Raw genomic sequence first — 14,792 nt, 5'->3', positions numbered from 1 at the left:
TCTAAGCCCCGCCCGCCGCCGCCGCCGGCCGAAGAACCCCACGCGCACCGGGGGATTGCGCCGCGGCCCGACGTCCGAGCACGATACGGGCTTCCGAATTGCTCCTGCCCACCCACGATGGCCCTGATCCATGCCAAACCCGGCCAGCCGATTGCCATCGCGCCGCTGGGCGCCGACCTGCGGCAGGCCAGCACGCATGCGCTGCTGAAGACGCAGTCGCTCGAGTTGATCCGGCTGGTGCTGCGCGCCGGCGAGGCGCTGCCGCCGCACCAGGTGCGCGGCGAGCTGACGCTGCTGTGCCTCGAGGGCGAGGTGGAGGTCGCGATGGACGGCCGCGTCTGCCTGCTGCGCGCCGACGAGCTGCTGCTGCTGTCGGCCGACGTGCAGCACTCGGTGCGCGCGCAGCAGGACAGCTCGCTGCTGCTGACGATCCAGCTGCCGGCGGGCACGCCGGGCAGCGCCTCGTCGACCGGCTGACCGAAACATGCCGCGCCGCGACAGCGTCATTGCGCCGGCCGTGGCGGCCGCGCCCGCTGGAGCGCCGCTGCCGCCGCAGCCGATCAGCGACGAGGTGTTGCGCGAGAAATACGCCAAGGGCGATGAACGCGGCATCGACGACGTGCGCCGGCGCGTCGCCGATGCGCTCGCCCAGGCCGAGGCACCGGCCGAACGCGCCGACTGGGCCGCGCGCTTCCTGCAAGCGCTGCGCTCAGGCTTCATCCCGGCCGGGCGCATCAATTCCGCCGCCGGCACAGAATTGACGGCCACGCTGATCAATTGCTTCGTGCAACCGGTCGGCGACGCGATCTCCGGCGACGACGACGGCCACCCCGGCATCTACACCGCGCTGGCCGAAGCCGCCGAGACGATGCGGCGCGGTGGCGGGGTCGGCTACGACTTCTCGCGCATCCGGCCGCGCGGCGCCTGGGTGCGCACGATGCAGTCGCAGGCCTCGGGGCCGGTGTCGTACATGCGCATCTTCGACCGCTCCTGCGAGACCGTCGAATCGGCCGGCGCGCGGCGCGGCGCGCAGATGGGCGTGCTGCGCTGCGACCATCCGGACATCGAGGAGTTCATCCACGCCAAGGACCGCGGCGACCTGGCGAACTTCAACATCTCCGTCGGCCTGACCGATGCCTTCATGCAGGCGGTGCAGGACGATCGCGAGGTCGCGCTGGTGCACCGCGCCGAACCCGGTCCGGCGCAGCGCGCCTTGGGTGCTGCGCAGCGCGACGACGGCCTGTGGGTCTACCGGCGGCTGCCCGCGCGCGCGCTGTGGGACCAGATCATGCGGTCGACCTACGACCATGCCGAGCCCGGCGTGCTGTTCCTCGACCGCATCAATGTCGACAACAACCTGTCGTATTGCGAGACGATCGCCTCGACCAACCCGTGCGCCGAAGAGCCGCTTCCCCCCTACGGCTGCTGCTGCCTCGGCTCGATCGACCTGACGCGCTTCGTGCGCGATCCGTTCGAGCCGAACGCCGCCTTCGACGAAACCGGCTTCGCGCAGCTGGCGCAGACCGCCGTGCGCATGCTCGACAACGTGCTCGATGTCAGCTACTGGCCGCTGCCGCAGCAGGCCGACGAAGCGCGCAGCAAGCGCCGCATCGGCCTCGGCTTCACGGGGCTGGGTGATGCGCTGGTGATGCTGAACCTGCACTACGGCAGCGACGCCGCGCGCGCCGCGGCACGGCGCCTCACCGAGGTGCTGCGTGATGCCGCCTATGAAGCGTCGATCGAGCTCGCTGAAGCGCGCGGGCCCTTCGCGCTCTTCAATGCCGACCTGCTGTTGTCGCGCGGCACCTTCGCGTCGCGGCTGCCGGCGGCATTGAAGGAGCGCATCCGCCGCTACGGCCTGCGCAATTCGCACCTGCTGGCGATCGCACCGACCGGCACGATCAGCCTGGCCTTCGCCGACAACGCGAGCAACGGCATCGAGCCGGCCTACGCCTGGCGCTACACGCGGCGCAAGCGCGAGGCCGACGGCCGTTGGCGCGAGATCGCGGTCGAGGACCCCGCGTGGCGGCTGTACCGGCATCTGAAGGGACCCGACACGCCGCTCACCGAGGCTTTCGTCAGTGCGCTGCAGCTGAGCGCACGCGAGCACCTGGCGATGGTCGCCGCGGTCGCGCCCTGCATCGACACGGCGATCTCGAAGACCGTCAACGTGCCGGTCGACTATCCGTATGCCGATTTCCAGCATCTGTATTTCGAGGCCTGGCAGGCCGGGTTGAAGGGCCTGGCGACCTACCGGCCGAACCCGGTGCTCGGCTCGGTGCTGAGCACGCCCGTCAGCGTGCCGGCGACCGCCGCCGAAGCCGCGCCGGCCGACCGGCGCCTGACGCTCGCGCATGCGCCGCAGCCGGTGCTGGCCTCGCTGCGCTGGCCGGGCCGGCCCGATTTCCCCGGCGGCAATCCGTCGTGGAGCTTCATGCTGCGCCACCCGTACGGCGAATTCGCGCTCTTCGTCGGCGAGCACGACGACGGCGCCGGCGCGCGGCCCTTCGAGGTGTGGGTCAACGGCGCCGAGCAGCCGCGCGGGCTCGGTGCGCTGGCCAAGACGCTGTCGATGGACTTGCGCGCAAAGGACGCGGCCTGGGTCCGGTTGAAGCTCGACGCGCTGGCCACGGTGCAGGAGGAGCGCAACTTCGAGATGCCCTTCCCGCCGCACGGCGAGCCGCGGCGCTTTCCCGGCGTCGTCGCGGCCACCGCGGCGGTGATCCGCTGGCGCTGCGAGCAGCTCGGGCTGTGGTCCGCACAGGACGACGCCACGCCGGTGCTCGACGCGATGTTCAGCCGCGACGAACCGCAGACCGGCCCCGACGGCACGCTGGCCTGGGTCGCCGACCTGCACAACCCGGCCAGCGGCGAAGCGCTGACGCTGATGCTCAAGGAAGTGCTACTGCCGCAGCCGGGTGAGCTCGGCAGCGTGACGCGGCCCTGCGCGATCGCCTTCTCGGGCAACTACCCGAAAGCGCTCGACGGCCTGGCACGCATCCTGTCGCTCGACATGCGCGTGCTCGATCCGGCATGGATCGGCATGAAGCTGCGCAAGCTGCTGAGCTATGCCGAGCCGCTCGGCCACTTCATGGCCTTCGTGCCGGGCGAGAAACGTCAGCAGACCTGGCCCTCGACGGTGGCCTACCTGGCGCGGCTGATCATCCACCGCTACGCGATGCTGGGCGTGCTCGATGAACAAGGCTTCCCGCTGCGCACGATGGGCATCCTGCAGGCCCCCGAATCGACCCCCGCGCTGGCCAATGCGACCCCCGATGAATCGAGCGGCGAGCGCTGCCCCGAATGCGGCAATGCGGCGCTGATCCGCCGCGACGGCTGCGAGTTCTGCACCGCCTGCGGCTACGTCGGCAGTTGCGGCTGAGGCGGCGGCGCGGGACGTCTCCGACTTGATCCACCGCAAGTCGGCGGGCCATGGCCCCTCCTACAATCGCGCCGTCTTAGGGGAGTAGCCGCCTCCATCAGCGAGGGCCCGACGTCAACACACTTGGTCGCAAGACCATGGCGCGGGCGGCACCAGCTTGGCGAGACCTTTGACTTCGTTGTCCACCAGCGGGGGCTGGCGTTGGGCGGCGAGGTCATCGGTTCTCAGCTCGCCGGCCCCATCGGACACACCTCGTGGAAGCTCTGCTTGCTTCGTTCAGCCTCGTCGCGCTTGCCGAGATCGGCGACAAGACCCAATTGCTCTCGTTCATGCTCGCCGCCCGGTTCAAGGGCCGGCAGGCGGCGCTGATCCTCGGCATCCTGGTGGCCACGCTGGCCAATCACGCCATGGCCGCATGGCTCGGCGATGGGGTCGCCGCGCACGTTGGACCGCAAGTCATGCGCTGGGTCCTCGCCAGCGCGTTCCTCGCGTTTGCCGGCTGGGCGCTGATTCCGGACAAGCCCGGCGTGCAGCCCTCGGGCAGCCGCCACGGCCCGTTCGTGACCTCGGCGGTGGCGTTCTTCATCGCCGAGATCGGTGACAAGACACAGTTCGCGACGATCGCGCTCGGCGCGCAATATCCGAGCCTGGGCGCGGTCGTCCTGGGCACGACCTTGGGCATGATGGTGGCCAATGTTCCTGCCGTGCTGCTGGGCGAGCGCCTGGCACATCGCGTCCCGCTCGGCGCGATGCGCTATGTCGCCGCCGCGCTGTTTGCGGGATTCGGCGTGCTCGTTCTGTTCGGCCTGTGACGCGTGCCTCACGCCGCTTACACAGCGTTGCCGCAGCGCCGGTGAACGGCGCGCCGCGCCAGGCGTTGGCCAGGCATGGGCATCCGAATGCCGCGAAAGCAGGAGTACGAATCCATGATCAAGAGCAAGCTGTTCATCGCTGGCGCGCTGGCTGTGGCGGGCGTGCTGGGGACCGGAGTAGCCCGGGCCGGTCACGCCGATGTGCGCTGGTCGGTGACGATCGGCACGCCGATGCCGGTCTACACCGTGCCGGCACCGGTCTACGCGTATCCGGCACCCGTCTACGTCCAGCCACGGCTGGTCTACCACGAGCCGTCGTATCGCCCGTGGTACGGCGACCCGTATCGCCGCTCGCACGGTCATCATCGGTACTACCGCGAGCCGACACACTGGGATCGCGACGGCGATGGCATTCCGAACCACCGCGACCGCGTGTACAACCCGCGCTGGGACATCGACGGCGACGGCGTTCCCAACCGCCATGACCGCGATGTCGATGGCGACGGCATTCCGAACTGGCACGAGCGCGGCCGCCGCTAGGCGCTGCCGCCCATGATCGGGAGCAGGCCGCCCAGGATCACCGCCACCTCGCCTTCGGTCGCATGCGCCGGCATGGTTGCCGCTGTGGGCACGATCAGCCGGCTTCTGCTGCCGTGCATGACCCGTCGTCCGGCGTTTCACCTCGGACGCTCGAGCACCGCCTGCTTCAACTGCGGGAACACCTTGCCGACCTTGGCCAGCACGTAGTCGCCGTAGGTGCCGTCGAAGGCGTGCACGCTGGCGCCATCCCAGCGCGTGGTCGGGTCGTCGGTCGCGGCGCTGCGGATCGGCTCGATGCGTGCGGCCATGTTCGGATCGAAGAACAGCGGGAACGACAGGCGATCGCGGCCGCTCACATTGAGCCGCACGCGGTGCGGTGTGCTGTGGTACAGGCCGCCGGTCATGCGGTCGAGCATGTCGCCGATGTTGCAGACGAAGGCGCCCGACCGCGGTGGCGCCTCGATCCAGCCGCTGGGGGTGCGCACTTGCAGCCCGCCGACATCGTCCTGCCGCAGCAGCGTCAGCAGCCCGTAGTCGGTGTGCTCGCCGACGCCGTCGCGCACGTCCAGCTGCGCCGGCGCCGGCCGGCTCGGGTACAGGAAGATGCGGAACAGCACCAGCGGATCGGCGGTGTAGCGGGTGTGGAAATAGTCCTCCGGCAGTTCGAGCGAGCGCGCGATCAAGGCCATCACGCGGTGGCCGAGCGCGCTGACCTCGTCGATGGTTTCGAGCACCGTGTCGCGAAAGCCCGGCAGCACGTCGTCGCCGGGCAGCAGGTTGCGACCGTGCAGCGGCAGGCCGGCCAGCACGCGCGGATCGTCGTCGGGCAGTTCGGTGCCGAGGTAGAGACCCTCCTTCCAGTCCGGCCGGCCCGAGGTCAGCTCGCCGCCGAGCGGGAACCAGCCGCGCCAGGCGCGCCCGCCCTGCGCCATCGCCCAGCGCTGCTTGACGTCTTCGGGCAGTGCGAAGAAGCGGTGGCTCAGCGCCTCGAGCCGCTGCGCGCGCGCTTCGTCGCAGCCATGGCCGACGAGGTAGAAGAAGCCCTGCGCGCGGCAGGCCTCGCCGATGCGCCGCGCGCTCTCGGCCGGCGGGTCGCGCAGATCGATCAGCGGCAGCGTCGTGTCCATGCGGACCAGTATCCCGCGGCGGGTCAGCGGCGCGTCACCCGCGCGCTGACCAACCGCTCGATCTCCTCCTTCAGCAGCGCCACCATCGCGGCGGCCGCCGGCGACAGGCTGCGGCCCTGCGGCGTCACCAGGCCGATCGGCCGCGGCAGGTCGGGATCGACCAGGCGGCGCTGCGTCACGCTGTTGCCGCGTGCCACCAGCGCCGCCAGCTCCGGCAGCGCCGCGACGCCGAGGCCGGCGGCGACCATCGCGTTGATCGTCGCCAGGTGCTCGACCTCGTAGCGCGGCTCGAAGCGCCGGCCGTGGTGCAGGAAGGCCGCGTCGGCGTACTGGCGCACGCTGGTCGGCTGCGGCATCGAGATGTGCTCGAGCTCCACGGTGTCGATCCAGCGCAGCGGCCGCCGCCCGCGCGCGAGCCGGTGCGCCAGCGGCAGCAGCAGCACGAAGCGGTCGGCGACCAGCGGCGTGTAGACCAGGTCGGCATAGTCCGGGTTGGCCGCGGTCAGCGCGAAGTCGACCTGGCCGGCGCGCACCAGGTCGAAGGCCGGGCTGGACAACGTGTCGAGCATCTCGAGGCGCACCAGCGGATGCGCGGCGGCGAAGCGCGCGATGGCCACCGGCGCGGCGGTGGCGGCCAGCGACGGCAGCACGGCCAAGCGCACACGGCCCGAGCGCAGCTCGACCACGTCGCGCACCGCCTGCGCCGCGGCATCGACGTTCGCGCGCAAGAGCCGCGCCTGCTCCAGCAGCGCCTGGCCGGCCGCGGTCAGTCGCACCGAGCGCGTGCTGCGGTCGAACAGCTTCGCCTCCAGGCTCTGCTCGAAGCGCGCGATCACGCCGGACACCGCCGGCTGCGACAGGTGCACGCGCTCGGCCGCGCGGCGGTAGTTCAGCGTCTCGGCCAGCGCCAGGAAGACGTCGATTTCGCGAATCGACCAATTGATCAACATCGGCGATCAATTTATCCCGAAATGCGAATGGACGTATCAATCACCCCTTCGTAGAGTGCCATCAACCCAGCAGGAGACCGCGATGGAAACACAGCCCCAACGCCCGCCGCAGCAGACCGTGATCGTCGGCGGCGGCACGATGGGCGCCGACGTCGCCGTGGTGCTGGCGCGCGGCGGCCACACGGTGACCGTCGTCGAGCCCCACGCCGACAAGCGCGCGCGGCTGGCACCGCACGTCAGCGACTGCCTGGCGCCGCAAGGGCTCGGCGCGCGGGCCGCGGGGGTCACGGCGGTCGCCAGCCTGGACGAAGTTCACTGGCCGGCGGTGCAACTGGTGATCGAATGCATCCCCGAGCAGCTGCCGGCCAAGCAGCGCCTCTTCGCCGAGCTGAGCCGACGCGCGCCGGCCGAGGCGCTGTTGGCCAGCAACAGTTCGAGCCTGCCGATCAGCACGATCGCGCAGGGCCTGGCCGGCCGGCAGCGCATGTACGGGCTGCACTTCTTCATGCCGGCGCACCTGGTGCCGCTGGTCGAGGTGGTGCTCGGCGCGAACAGCGACGAGGCCGGCGCCGAGCGGCTGATGACGCTGATGCGCGGCTGCGGCAGCGTGCCGGTGCTGGTGCGCAAGGACAAGCCCGGCTTCCTGGCCAACCGGCTGCAGCATGCGCTGGCGCGCGAGGCCTTCGCGCTGATCGACGAGGGCGTCGCCACGCCCGAGGATGTCGACGCGGCGGTGCGCTTCGGCTTCGGTTTCCGCTTTCTCGCCGCCGGTCCGGTGCTGCAGCGCGACCACGCCGGGCTCGACGTGCACTGCGCCGCCGCGGCGACGATCTACCCGACCCTCGCCAATGCCGGCGAGCCGGCGCGCGTGCTGCGCGAGCAGGTGCAGCGCGGCCGCCTCGGCATCAAGTCGGGCGGCGGCTTCTTCGACTGGCCGCCCGAGCGCGCTGCCGCTGAACGTGGTCGTTATGACCGGCTGCTGCGCCGCGGCCTCGAGCTGCTGGCCGACGAGCTGCCACCGATCAAGCCATGACTGCTCTCGACCCGCTGATCATCACCGTCGCGCCGAACGGCGCCTACAAGCAGGCCCGCGAGCATCCCGCGCTGCCGCTGACGCCGCAGGCGATCGCCCGCGAGGCGGCGCGCTGCCGCGACGCCGGTGCGGCGATGCTGCACCTCCATATCCGCGATGCCGACGGCCGCCACAGCCTGGATGTCGCCGGCTACCGCGCCGCGCTCGACGCCGTGCGCGCGGCCGTCGGCGACACGCTGGTGCTGCAGGTCACCAGCGAAGCGGCCGGCCGCTACCAGGCCGACGAGCAGATCGCGATGGTCCGCTCGCTGCGGCCGGAAGCGGTCTCGGTTGCGCTGCGCGAGCTCGACCAGCCGGCGCTCGGCGAAGCCGCGCTGGCCGCGTTCTTCGGCTGGTTGCAGCGCGAGCGCGTGATGACGCAGGTGATCCTGTACGACGCCGCCGACCTGGCGCGCTGGCAGCGGCTGCAGGCCGCCGGCACGCTGCCCGACGCGCCCTGGTTCCTGCTCTTCGTGCTCGGCCGCTACAGCCGCATCCAGACCTCGTCGCCGCGCGACCTGCTGCCGTTCCTGCAGGCGCATGGCGGGCCCGAGCCCTGGGCCCTGTGCGCGTTCGGCGCCGCCGAGCTGGCCTGCGCGGCCGCGGCGGCGTGCTTCGGCGGCCACGTGCGGGTCGGCTTCGAGAACAACCTGCTCTTGAAGGACGGCACGCTGGCCCCCGACAACGCCGCGCTGGTGGCGCAGGCGGCCGACGCGGCGCGCGCGATCGGCCGCCCGCTGGCGACGGCGGACGACGTGCGCGCACGCTTTCTCGCCCCCCGCTGAACCGAATGACCGCCATCAAGGCGAAGGAGACTCCCATGCGATCGATTCATCGTCTGCGCCGCATCACCGCGCTCGGCCTGGCCGCGCTGTGTTTCGGACCCGTCGGCGCCCAGACCTTCCCGTCGAAGCCGCTGCGCTTCGTCGTGCCCTACCCGCCGGGCGGGCCGACCGACCTGATGGCGCGGCTGCTGCAGCCCGAGCTGCAGACGCGGCTCGGCGTCGCGGTGGTCATCGACAACAAGCCCGGTGCCGGCGGCAACGTCGGCAGCGCCGAGGTCGCACGCCATGCGCCGGCCGATGGCCACACGATCCTGCTCGCCGCCAGCGGCCCGATGGCGGTGAACCAGAACCTCTACCGCACGATGCCGTTCAGCGCGCTGAGCGACCTCGCGCCGGTGATCCAGATCTCGTCGTTCCCGCTGGTGCTCGAGGTGCATCCGTCGCTCGGCATCAAGACGCTGAAGGACTTCATCGCGCAATCGAAGGCGCGGCCCGACGATTTCAGCTACGCCTCCGCCGGCAATGGCACGCCGCAGCACCTGGCCGGCGAGCTCTATGCGAAGGCGATGTCGATGAAGCTGTCGCACGTGCCGTACAAGGGCGCGGGCCCGGCGCTGAACGACCTGCTCGGCGGCCAGGTCAAGGTGATGTTCGACATCATCGCCAGCTCGGCGCAGCACATCCAGTCCGGCAAGCTGGTGCCGATCGCGGTGACCTCGGCCAGGCGCAGCCCGCAGATGCCGCAGGTGCCGACGATGGCCGAGGCCGGCTTGGCGAACTTCGAGCTGACCGCCTGGCACGGCATCGCCGTGCGCGCCGGCACGCCGCGGCCGATCATCGACAAACTCAACAGCGTGCTGAACGAGACCTTCAAGGACCCGGCCTTCCGCGCGAAGTGGGAAGCGCTGGGCACGCCGGTGGTCGGCGGCACGCCGGAGCAGTTCGGCCAGCTGATCCACACCGAATCGGTCCGCCTCGGGCGCGTGGTGCGGGAGTCGGGGGCGACGGTGGATTGAGTTCGTCGGTCGCCGGTGGCACGCTGACACCCGGTCACGACCGGCCGCCGGCCGGTACGGTCCTTGCCCTGTCCAGGACAACCCTGGTCCGAAACCGCGAAAGGACCTGCCACGAGCCCGCCCGGCCGCCCGAAGGGCGAATTCCGGAGGGCGCAGCCCGAAGGAATTCCCATGACTCATCGATTCGACCGGCCGGGCGCTCTGTTGATGATTGCCGGAGCCGGAGCCGCCCTGATGCTGCTGGCGCTGGTCGGCCGCGGCCGCGGCGCCCGCCGGCGCGCTGCCAACGATGGCGACATCGACATCGAAGCCAGCCTGCTCATCGACGCGACGCCCGAGCGCGTCTTCGAGATCTGGTCGAACTGCGAAAACTACCCGCGCTTCCTCTCGCACGTGAAGGAGGCGCGGCCGCTCGGCGACGGGCGCTCGCACTGGATCGCCGAAGGCCCGGCCGGCCTGCGGCTGGAATGGATGTCGGAGCTGACCGATCGTGTGCCCTCGCGACTGCTCTGCTGGCGCAGCACCGCCGATGCGGCGATCGAGCAGATCGCCTGCGTGCGGCTCGAGCCCGCCGGCGAGGGCACCCGCGTCAGCGTGCGTTTCGTGTACCGCGTGCCGCAAGGCGCGCTCAGCCACGCGGTGGCCACGCTGCTCGGCCGCGATCCGCAGCAGGAGATCGACGACGACTTGAAGCGCATGAAGCAGTTCGCCGAGTCCGGCGTCGCGCCGACCGAAGCTGCGCGCCAGGCCGAGGCGCAGCGCCGGCAAGGCGAGGCCGCCGCGGGGGAATAGGCTCTCGCGCCTGCCCCACCCGCAGCGCAAGATCCGCTCGTGAGCGACCCCCACACAAGCTTCGTGCTCGACCCCAACAGCACCTTCGTGCTGGGCGCCCAGGACCCCGAGATGCGCGAGATCGAGCGCATCGTCGACGATGCCGGCCACCCCTGGGTGCATGCGGCCAAGGGCCGCCGGCGCTGCAGCCCGCGCACGGCCTACGAGGCCGACGCGGTGGTGCGGGTCGGGCCGGACCGGGTGCCGCGGCCGGCGGTGCTGGCGCCGAAGACGCCGGCAGTGTTCGTCGAATGCCGCTTGCAGGGCCACGAGCCGATCGCGCGGGTCGATCATCACCATCCCGGCGACGCGGGTTACGAGCTGATGCCCGAGCACTACCTGCGCGGTTCGTCGCTCGGTCAGGTGCTCGAGCTGCTGGAGCGCGAGCCGACCGCCACGCAGCGCCTGCTCGCCGCCAGCGACCACTGCCTGACCGCCGCCTACCAGGGTGAATGCCCGGGCGTCGATCCCGACGAGCTGCTGTTCCTGCGCGCGTCATGGCGGGCCCTGATGAGCGGCCGCGCGCTGTCCGACGTGATCGAAGGCATCCTCGATGCCGCCAAGCGCGTGCGCGCGCATCACGACAGCGAATTCGGCGAAGCGCGCTTCTTCGATCCGACCGAATTGCCGCTCGACCTGGCCGAAGGCGCGGCCTATGCCGGGCTGCCCGTGCGCTACCGCGAGCTGTTACCCGAGGGCATCCTGAAGGAGATGTTCAAGGGCGGTACGCCGGCCGCGGTGATTGCCTTCATGGACGAGCACCGCCACGCCGGCCGAGCGGTCTACGGCAATCCGTACCGGGGTTATGCCGGCAGCTACTGGCCCGGCCGCTCGGCACCGCTGCGGTGACATTGCGTAGCAACGTAAAGCAAATGCAACACGGTGCGACTATCGAAACCGAGTCCGCGCCGCGGGCAAATCCTGTCGGCCCACAGCCCCTCTCGAACGCTTAAGACTTCGGCCGCAGCCGCTGCTCCGGCCTCGTCGTTGGTTCCCTCGAAGCCCGCCCGGGAGGGGTTATGTCGTTCGTGCGCCGGTTCGTCGTGGGCCTGTCGTCGGCGCTGCTGGTCTTGTGCTTCAGTGTCGCGGTCAGGGCGGCCACGCTGCGCATCGAAACGCTGGATGTCGAGCGCGTCGATGCGCTGGCGCCCGGCGTCGGCCTCACCTTCAGCCTGTTCGGCACACCCGGCGGCCGCGCCGTGCTGTGGATCGAGGGTGCGCAGCGCAGCCTGGAATTGCGTGAAGTGCAGCCCGGCGTCTACGACGGCCGCTACTGGATCGACGAGCACGACCGCATCACACCGGATGCCCGCGTCACCGCGATGCTGCAGCTCGGGGAACGCGAGGTGCAGGCGACGCTCGCCGAGCGCCTGGTGCTGGGCGACGAGCCCGCGCCGGTCGCCAGCTTGCCGCCGCGTGAAGTCGCACCCCCGCCACCGCCCGCGCCCCGGATGTTGCCGCCCGCGGTGGCGCCGCCGCGGGCGCGCCTGTGCGACGACTGCGCGCTCGTCGAATCGATCCGCCAGGTCGAACCCGAGCCACCGTCCGGTGGCCTGCTCACCAGCCTGTTCGGCGAGCGCATCGGCGGCCCGGTCGATCGCCATCTCGCGCGCATCACCCAATCGGTCGACCATGCCGTCGGGCGGCCCGTTGCGCGCACGAGTCACGAGGTGGTGTTGCGGCTGCCCGGCGGCGACCGGCTGATCCGCAGCTACGAACACACGCCGCCATTCAAGGTCGGCGACACCATCGTGCTCGGCGCGAACCTGGGCGGTGCGCGCTCCGAGCGCCTCGCCGAGCCCTCCTCTTCGCGCCGGGCACCGTGATGACCATCGCCCTGGCCAGCGCCGCGCCGGCGCGCCCCGGGCGGTGGGCGCGTGCGCTGGCGCCGGCGACCGAAGCGCTGGCGCTGCTGGCGGTGCTGGTGCTGCTGTGGCCGGCCTTCGAGCGGGTGGCCGATTTCGGCGAAGGCCGCGGCGCGCGCTATGCGCCACGCGGGATCGAGGTCGAAGGCCTGCCCGCGCCGGTGCTGCCGTCGGTGTGTGCCGCCGTGACGATGCGGTCCACCTTGCGCGATGCGCTGTGCGGCACGCGCGGCGCCGCGGGCGGCACGGTGCCCACCGCGCTGCCGCCCGAGCTGCAGCAGGCCGTCGCGCGCGCGGCGCGCGCGTTCGGTGCCCCGGTGGCGGATGCGCAGGCGCGGCTCGACGCACTGCGGCTGCGCCAGCACGAGGGTGTCGGCGCGGTGCGCGCGTCGGCCGACGCGATCGCCGCGATCGAGGCCGACATGCAGCCCTACCTCGATCGCTACCAGCTGCAGGGCGGCGACGCCGGCGCGCCGCGCCCCTTGCAATGCGCGCTGCAATGGACCCGCGCAGCGCTGGCAGACGGCGACGACGCCGCACGCGCCGACGCGTTGCTGCTGCTGGCCGCAGCGCTCGATGGCCGCACGCTGCCCAGCGCGGCGGCGCCGCTCGCTGCGCCGGCGGTCAGCGGCTGCGCCGCCGACGGTGCAGCCGCACTCGCCGCCACGGCGACGCTGATGGCCGACGCGCGCCAGTCGCTGGTTCGCGCGCGCAAGAATGAAGCGACGCGCGCCTTGTTCCGCTCAGCCGGCTCGCAGTGGGGCGCGGCGCTGCTGCTGAGCTACGCCATGCTGCTGTGGAGCCGGCGCGCGCGCTCGGCGCTGCTGGGCGCCGGCGTGGCGTTGGGACTGTGGAGCCTCGCCGCGTGGGCCGCGCGCGTGCCGTGGCCGCTGGCCGGTGCGCGGGCCTTCGAGCCCGGGCGCGCCGAGGCCGCATGGACCAGCGCGCCGGCCCCCTTCGTCATCGCGTTCGCGCTCGCCGGACTGCTGCTGATCGGCGCCGCGCTGGTGCGCCGCCCAGCCGCTGCCGCACCCACGGCGACGCTGAGCTCACGCGCCGGTTTCGCCGGCCTGGCGCTGGCCACCGGCCTCGGCTGGTTGCTGCTGCTGGAGCTGTCGGCGCATGGCCACGCGCTGAACCGCTACCTGGCGCTGTACCACCAGGGGCACCTGTGGCTTGGCATGCTGGTGTTCTCGCTGCTGGGCTTCGGCCGCCGGCCGCTGGCGCGTGCGCTCGGCCGTGCGCTGGCGCTGGCCGGCGCGTGGCGACGCCGCAGCGCGGCCTGGCTGCCGCCGCTGCTGGCGGCCCTCGTGCTGCTGCTTGGCGCGGCCGTGGCGCTGCTGGTCTTCGGCCTGCTGCTGAAGAACCTGCGCCAGCTGACCTCCGAGCTCGGCCGCATCTGGCTGATCGTCGGCGCGGCCTGGTTCTTCCTGCTGCGCGCCGGGCCGCTCACCCGCCGGCTGGCCGCCGGCGACGCCATGGACGTGTCGCTCTGGCGTTATGCATGGCCACTCTTCTTTGTCGTCGGCATGCTGGTCGGCGCGATGGTGATCACGCGCGACATGGGCCCGCTGCTGATCGCCGCCTACGCCTCGGGCGCCTTCGTCGGCGCGGCCTTCGCGATGTGGTGGCAGCTGCGCGGCGGCGGCAGCGCGGGTGCGGTGGCGCTGGCGCTGCTGCTGTTCGTCGGCTGGATCGTCGCCATCACCGCGGCGCTGTTCCAGGCCGGCCAGGTCGATGCAGTGACCGCCGCGCGGCTCGAGAGCCTGGCCGCGCCGCTGGCTTCGACCAACGACCAGCTGGCGCTGGTGTCGTGGTTCCAGCGCGCCGCACCGCCGCAGGGCTACGGGCTCGGCGCGGTGCCGTGGTGCGGCCATGCGCCGGCGGCGCAATGCAGCGGCGTGCCCGCGCAGATCCACAGCGACTACACCTTCACCGCCATCGTCGGCGTCTTCGGCGCCGCGGCCGCCTGGGGCGCAACGCTCGGCACCGCCCTGTGGCTGCACCGGCTGATCCGCCGCCATGGCCGCGTCACGCGCGGCGAGCCGCGGCTCATCGCGCTGGGCAACGGCCGTTTCGCGCACGACGGCCAGGCGCTGCTGAGCTGGCTGGCCGTCGGCTGGGTCGTGCTGAGTCTGTGCCAGCTCGCAGTCACCGTTGCCGGAAACCTCGCCGTGCTGCCGCTGACCGGCGTCACCTTCCCCTTCGTCAGCTACGGCATGAGCTCGCTGCTGGTCAACCTCGGCTTCCTCGCGCTGGCGCTGACCGTCGACCTGCCGCCGGAGGCGCGTGATGGTTGAGAGCAGACGCCCAGTCCGATCCGGGTCTCCCGGTCGGACTGATCCCCTTGGGGGACCAGCCCGCAGGGCTGTAGGGGTCGACTCTCTCCTCGACCTGGCCATCGCCGCGAGC

General features: G+C 71.8%; 14 protein-coding genes and 1 riboswitch. Of the genes, 11 read left to right on the top strand and 3 right to left on the bottom strand.

All coding sequences use genetic code 11. The annotated features are described in order from the left end of the window. Positions 1–117: 117 nt before the first annotated feature. The 4 genes from HLB44_RS01350 to HLB44_RS01335 all read left to right on the top strand — a co-directional run bounded on the left by HLB44_RS01350 (position 118) and on the right by HLB44_RS01335 (position 4,734). Positions 118–477 carry a cupin domain-containing protein gene (locus HLB44_RS01350; RefSeq protein ID WP_173119830.1) on the top strand — a complete coding sequence of 120 codons (360 nt, stop codon included), beginning with the start codon at positions 118–120 and terminating at the stop codon, positions 475–477. A gap of 7 nt (positions 478–484) precedes the next feature. Then, positions 485–3,382, top strand: coding sequence for an adenosylcobalamin-dependent ribonucleoside-diphosphate reductase (locus tag HLB44_RS01345; protein WP_173119828.1), 2,898 nt, complete (start codon positions 485–487; stop codon positions 3,380–3,382). A gap of 59 nt (positions 3,383–3,441) precedes the next feature. Then, positions 3,442–3,622, top strand: a riboswitch (yybP-ykoY riboswitch). A gap of 14 nt (positions 3,623–3,636) precedes the next feature. Then, positions 3,637–4,194 (top strand): TMEM165/GDT1 family protein, encoded by a 558-nt coding sequence (locus HLB44_RS01340; RefSeq protein ID WP_173119826.1) that lies wholly within the window; start codon positions 3,637–3,639, stop codon positions 4,192–4,194. 114 nt (positions 4,195–4,308) lie between these two features. Then, complete coding sequence (locus tag HLB44_RS01335) at positions 4,309–4,734, top strand: PXPV repeat protein (RefSeq protein ID WP_173119824.1); 426 nt, start codon at positions 4,309–4,311, stop codon at positions 4,732–4,734. Here HLB44_RS01335 and HLB44_RS37710 read toward each other — a convergent pair. From HLB44_RS37710 to HLB44_RS01325, 3 genes are read right to left on the bottom strand one after another with little or no spacing between them, the layout of a single operon-like run. After that, positions 4,731–4,853 (bottom strand): hypothetical protein, encoded by a 123-nt coding sequence (locus HLB44_RS37710; protein WP_281375074.1) that lies wholly within the window; start codon positions 4,851–4,853, stop codon positions 4,731–4,733. The genes HLB44_RS01335 and HLB44_RS37710 overlap by 4 nt on opposite strands. Before the next feature lie 18 nt (positions 4,854–4,871). After that, positions 4,872–5,861 (bottom strand): isopenicillin N synthase family dioxygenase, encoded by a 990-nt coding sequence (locus tag HLB44_RS01330; protein ID WP_173119822.1) that lies wholly within the window; start codon positions 5,859–5,861, stop codon positions 4,872–4,874. A gap of 23 nt (positions 5,862–5,884) precedes the next feature. Further along, complete coding sequence (locus HLB44_RS01325; RefSeq protein ID WP_173119820.1) at positions 5,885–6,811, bottom strand: LysR family transcriptional regulator; 927 nt, start codon at positions 6,809–6,811, stop codon at positions 5,885–5,887. Between the two features lie 82 nt (positions 6,812–6,893). On the opposite strand from HLB44_RS01325, the gene HLB44_RS01320 reads away from it, so the two are divergent. From HLB44_RS01320 to HLB44_RS01290, 7 genes are all read left to right on the top strand, one after another. Further along, on the top strand, positions 6,894–7,844 hold the full coding sequence (locus HLB44_RS01320) for a 3-hydroxyacyl-CoA dehydrogenase family protein (protein WP_173119818.1): 951 nt from the start codon (positions 6,894–6,896) through the stop codon (positions 7,842–7,844). Then, on the top strand, positions 7,841–8,668 hold the full coding sequence (locus HLB44_RS01315; protein WP_173119816.1) for a beta-keto acid cleavage family enzyme: 828 nt from the start codon (positions 7,841–7,843) through the stop codon (positions 8,666–8,668). The genes HLB44_RS01320 and HLB44_RS01315 overlap by 4 nt, the downstream gene beginning before the upstream one ends. 35 nt (positions 8,669–8,703) lie before the next feature. Next, positions 8,704–9,684, top strand: coding sequence for a Bug family tripartite tricarboxylate transporter substrate binding protein (locus HLB44_RS01310; RefSeq protein ID WP_246312002.1), 981 nt, complete (start codon positions 8,704–8,706; stop codon positions 9,682–9,684). Positions 9,685–9,855: 171 nt separating this feature from the next. After that, positions 9,856–10,476: an SRPBCC family protein gene (locus HLB44_RS01305; RefSeq protein WP_173119812.1), complete on the top strand. Its 621-nt coding sequence runs from the start codon at positions 9,856–9,858 to the stop codon at positions 10,474–10,476. Between the two features lie 39 nt (positions 10,477–10,515). Continuing rightward, on the top strand, positions 10,516–11,364 hold the full coding sequence (locus HLB44_RS01300) for a hypothetical protein (RefSeq protein WP_217283498.1): 849 nt from the start codon (positions 10,516–10,518) through the stop codon (positions 11,362–11,364). Between the two features lie 170 nt (positions 11,365–11,534). Beyond that, a complete protein-coding gene (locus HLB44_RS01295) occupies positions 11,535–12,341 on the top strand; it encodes a hypothetical protein (protein ID WP_173119810.1) in 807 nt (268 codons plus the stop codon). Next, on the top strand, positions 12,341–14,680 hold the full coding sequence (locus HLB44_RS01290; RefSeq protein WP_173119807.1) for an FtsW/RodA/SpoVE family cell cycle protein: 2,340 nt from the start codon (positions 12,341–12,343) through the stop codon (positions 14,678–14,680). Before HLB44_RS01295 ends, HLB44_RS01290 begins: the two co-directional genes overlap by 1 nt. Positions 14,681–14,792 lie beyond the last annotated feature (112 nt).

The sequence above is a fragment of the Pseudaquabacterium terrae genome, assembly GCF_013266755.1.
Classification (GTDB): Bacteria; Pseudomonadota; Gammaproteobacteria; order Burkholderiales; family Burkholderiaceae_C; genus Pseudaquabacterium; species Pseudaquabacterium terrae.
The sequence above is the reverse complement of the archived record's forward strand: the minus strand, read 5'-3'. Positions and strand labels throughout refer to the sequence as shown.

Coding starts and splice junctions, on each gene's coding strand:
- HLB44_RS01350 (WP_173119830.1), top strand. CDS start 118: ATGGCCCTGATCCATGCCAAACCCGGCCAGCCGATTGCCATCGCGCCG.
- HLB44_RS01345 (WP_173119828.1), top strand. CDS start 485: ATGCCGCGCCGCGACAGCGTCATTGCGCCGGCCGTGGCGGCCGCGCCC.
- HLB44_RS01335 (WP_173119824.1), top strand. CDS start 4,309: ATGATCAAGAGCAAGCTGTTCATCGCTGGCGCGCTGGCTGTGGCGGGC.
- HLB44_RS37710 (WP_281375074.1), bottom strand. CDS start 4,853: ATGCACGGCAGCAGAAGCCGGCTGATCGTGCCCACAGCGGCAACCATG.
- HLB44_RS01330 (WP_173119822.1), bottom strand. CDS start 5,861: ATGGACACGACGCTGCCGCTGATCGATCTGCGCGACCCGCCGGCCGAG.
- HLB44_RS01325 (WP_173119820.1), bottom strand. CDS start 6,811: ATGTTGATCAATTGGTCGATTCGCGAAATCGACGTCTTCCTGGCGCTG.
- HLB44_RS01320 (WP_173119818.1), top strand. CDS start 6,894: ATGGAAACACAGCCCCAACGCCCGCCGCAGCAGACCGTGATCGTCGGC.
- HLB44_RS01315 (WP_173119816.1), top strand. CDS start 7,841: ATGACTGCTCTCGACCCGCTGATCATCACCGTCGCGCCGAACGGCGCC.
- HLB44_RS01310 (WP_246312002.1), top strand. CDS start 8,704: ATGCGATCGATTCATCGTCTGCGCCGCATCACCGCGCTCGGCCTGGCC.
- HLB44_RS01305 (WP_173119812.1), top strand. CDS start 9,856: ATGACTCATCGATTCGACCGGCCGGGCGCTCTGTTGATGATTGCCGGA.
- HLB44_RS01295 (WP_173119810.1), top strand. CDS start 11,535: ATGTCGTTCGTGCGCCGGTTCGTCGTGGGCCTGTCGTCGGCGCTGCTG.
- HLB44_RS01290 (WP_173119807.1), top strand. CDS start 12,341: ATGACCATCGCCCTGGCCAGCGCCGCGCCGGCGCGCCCCGGGCGGTGG.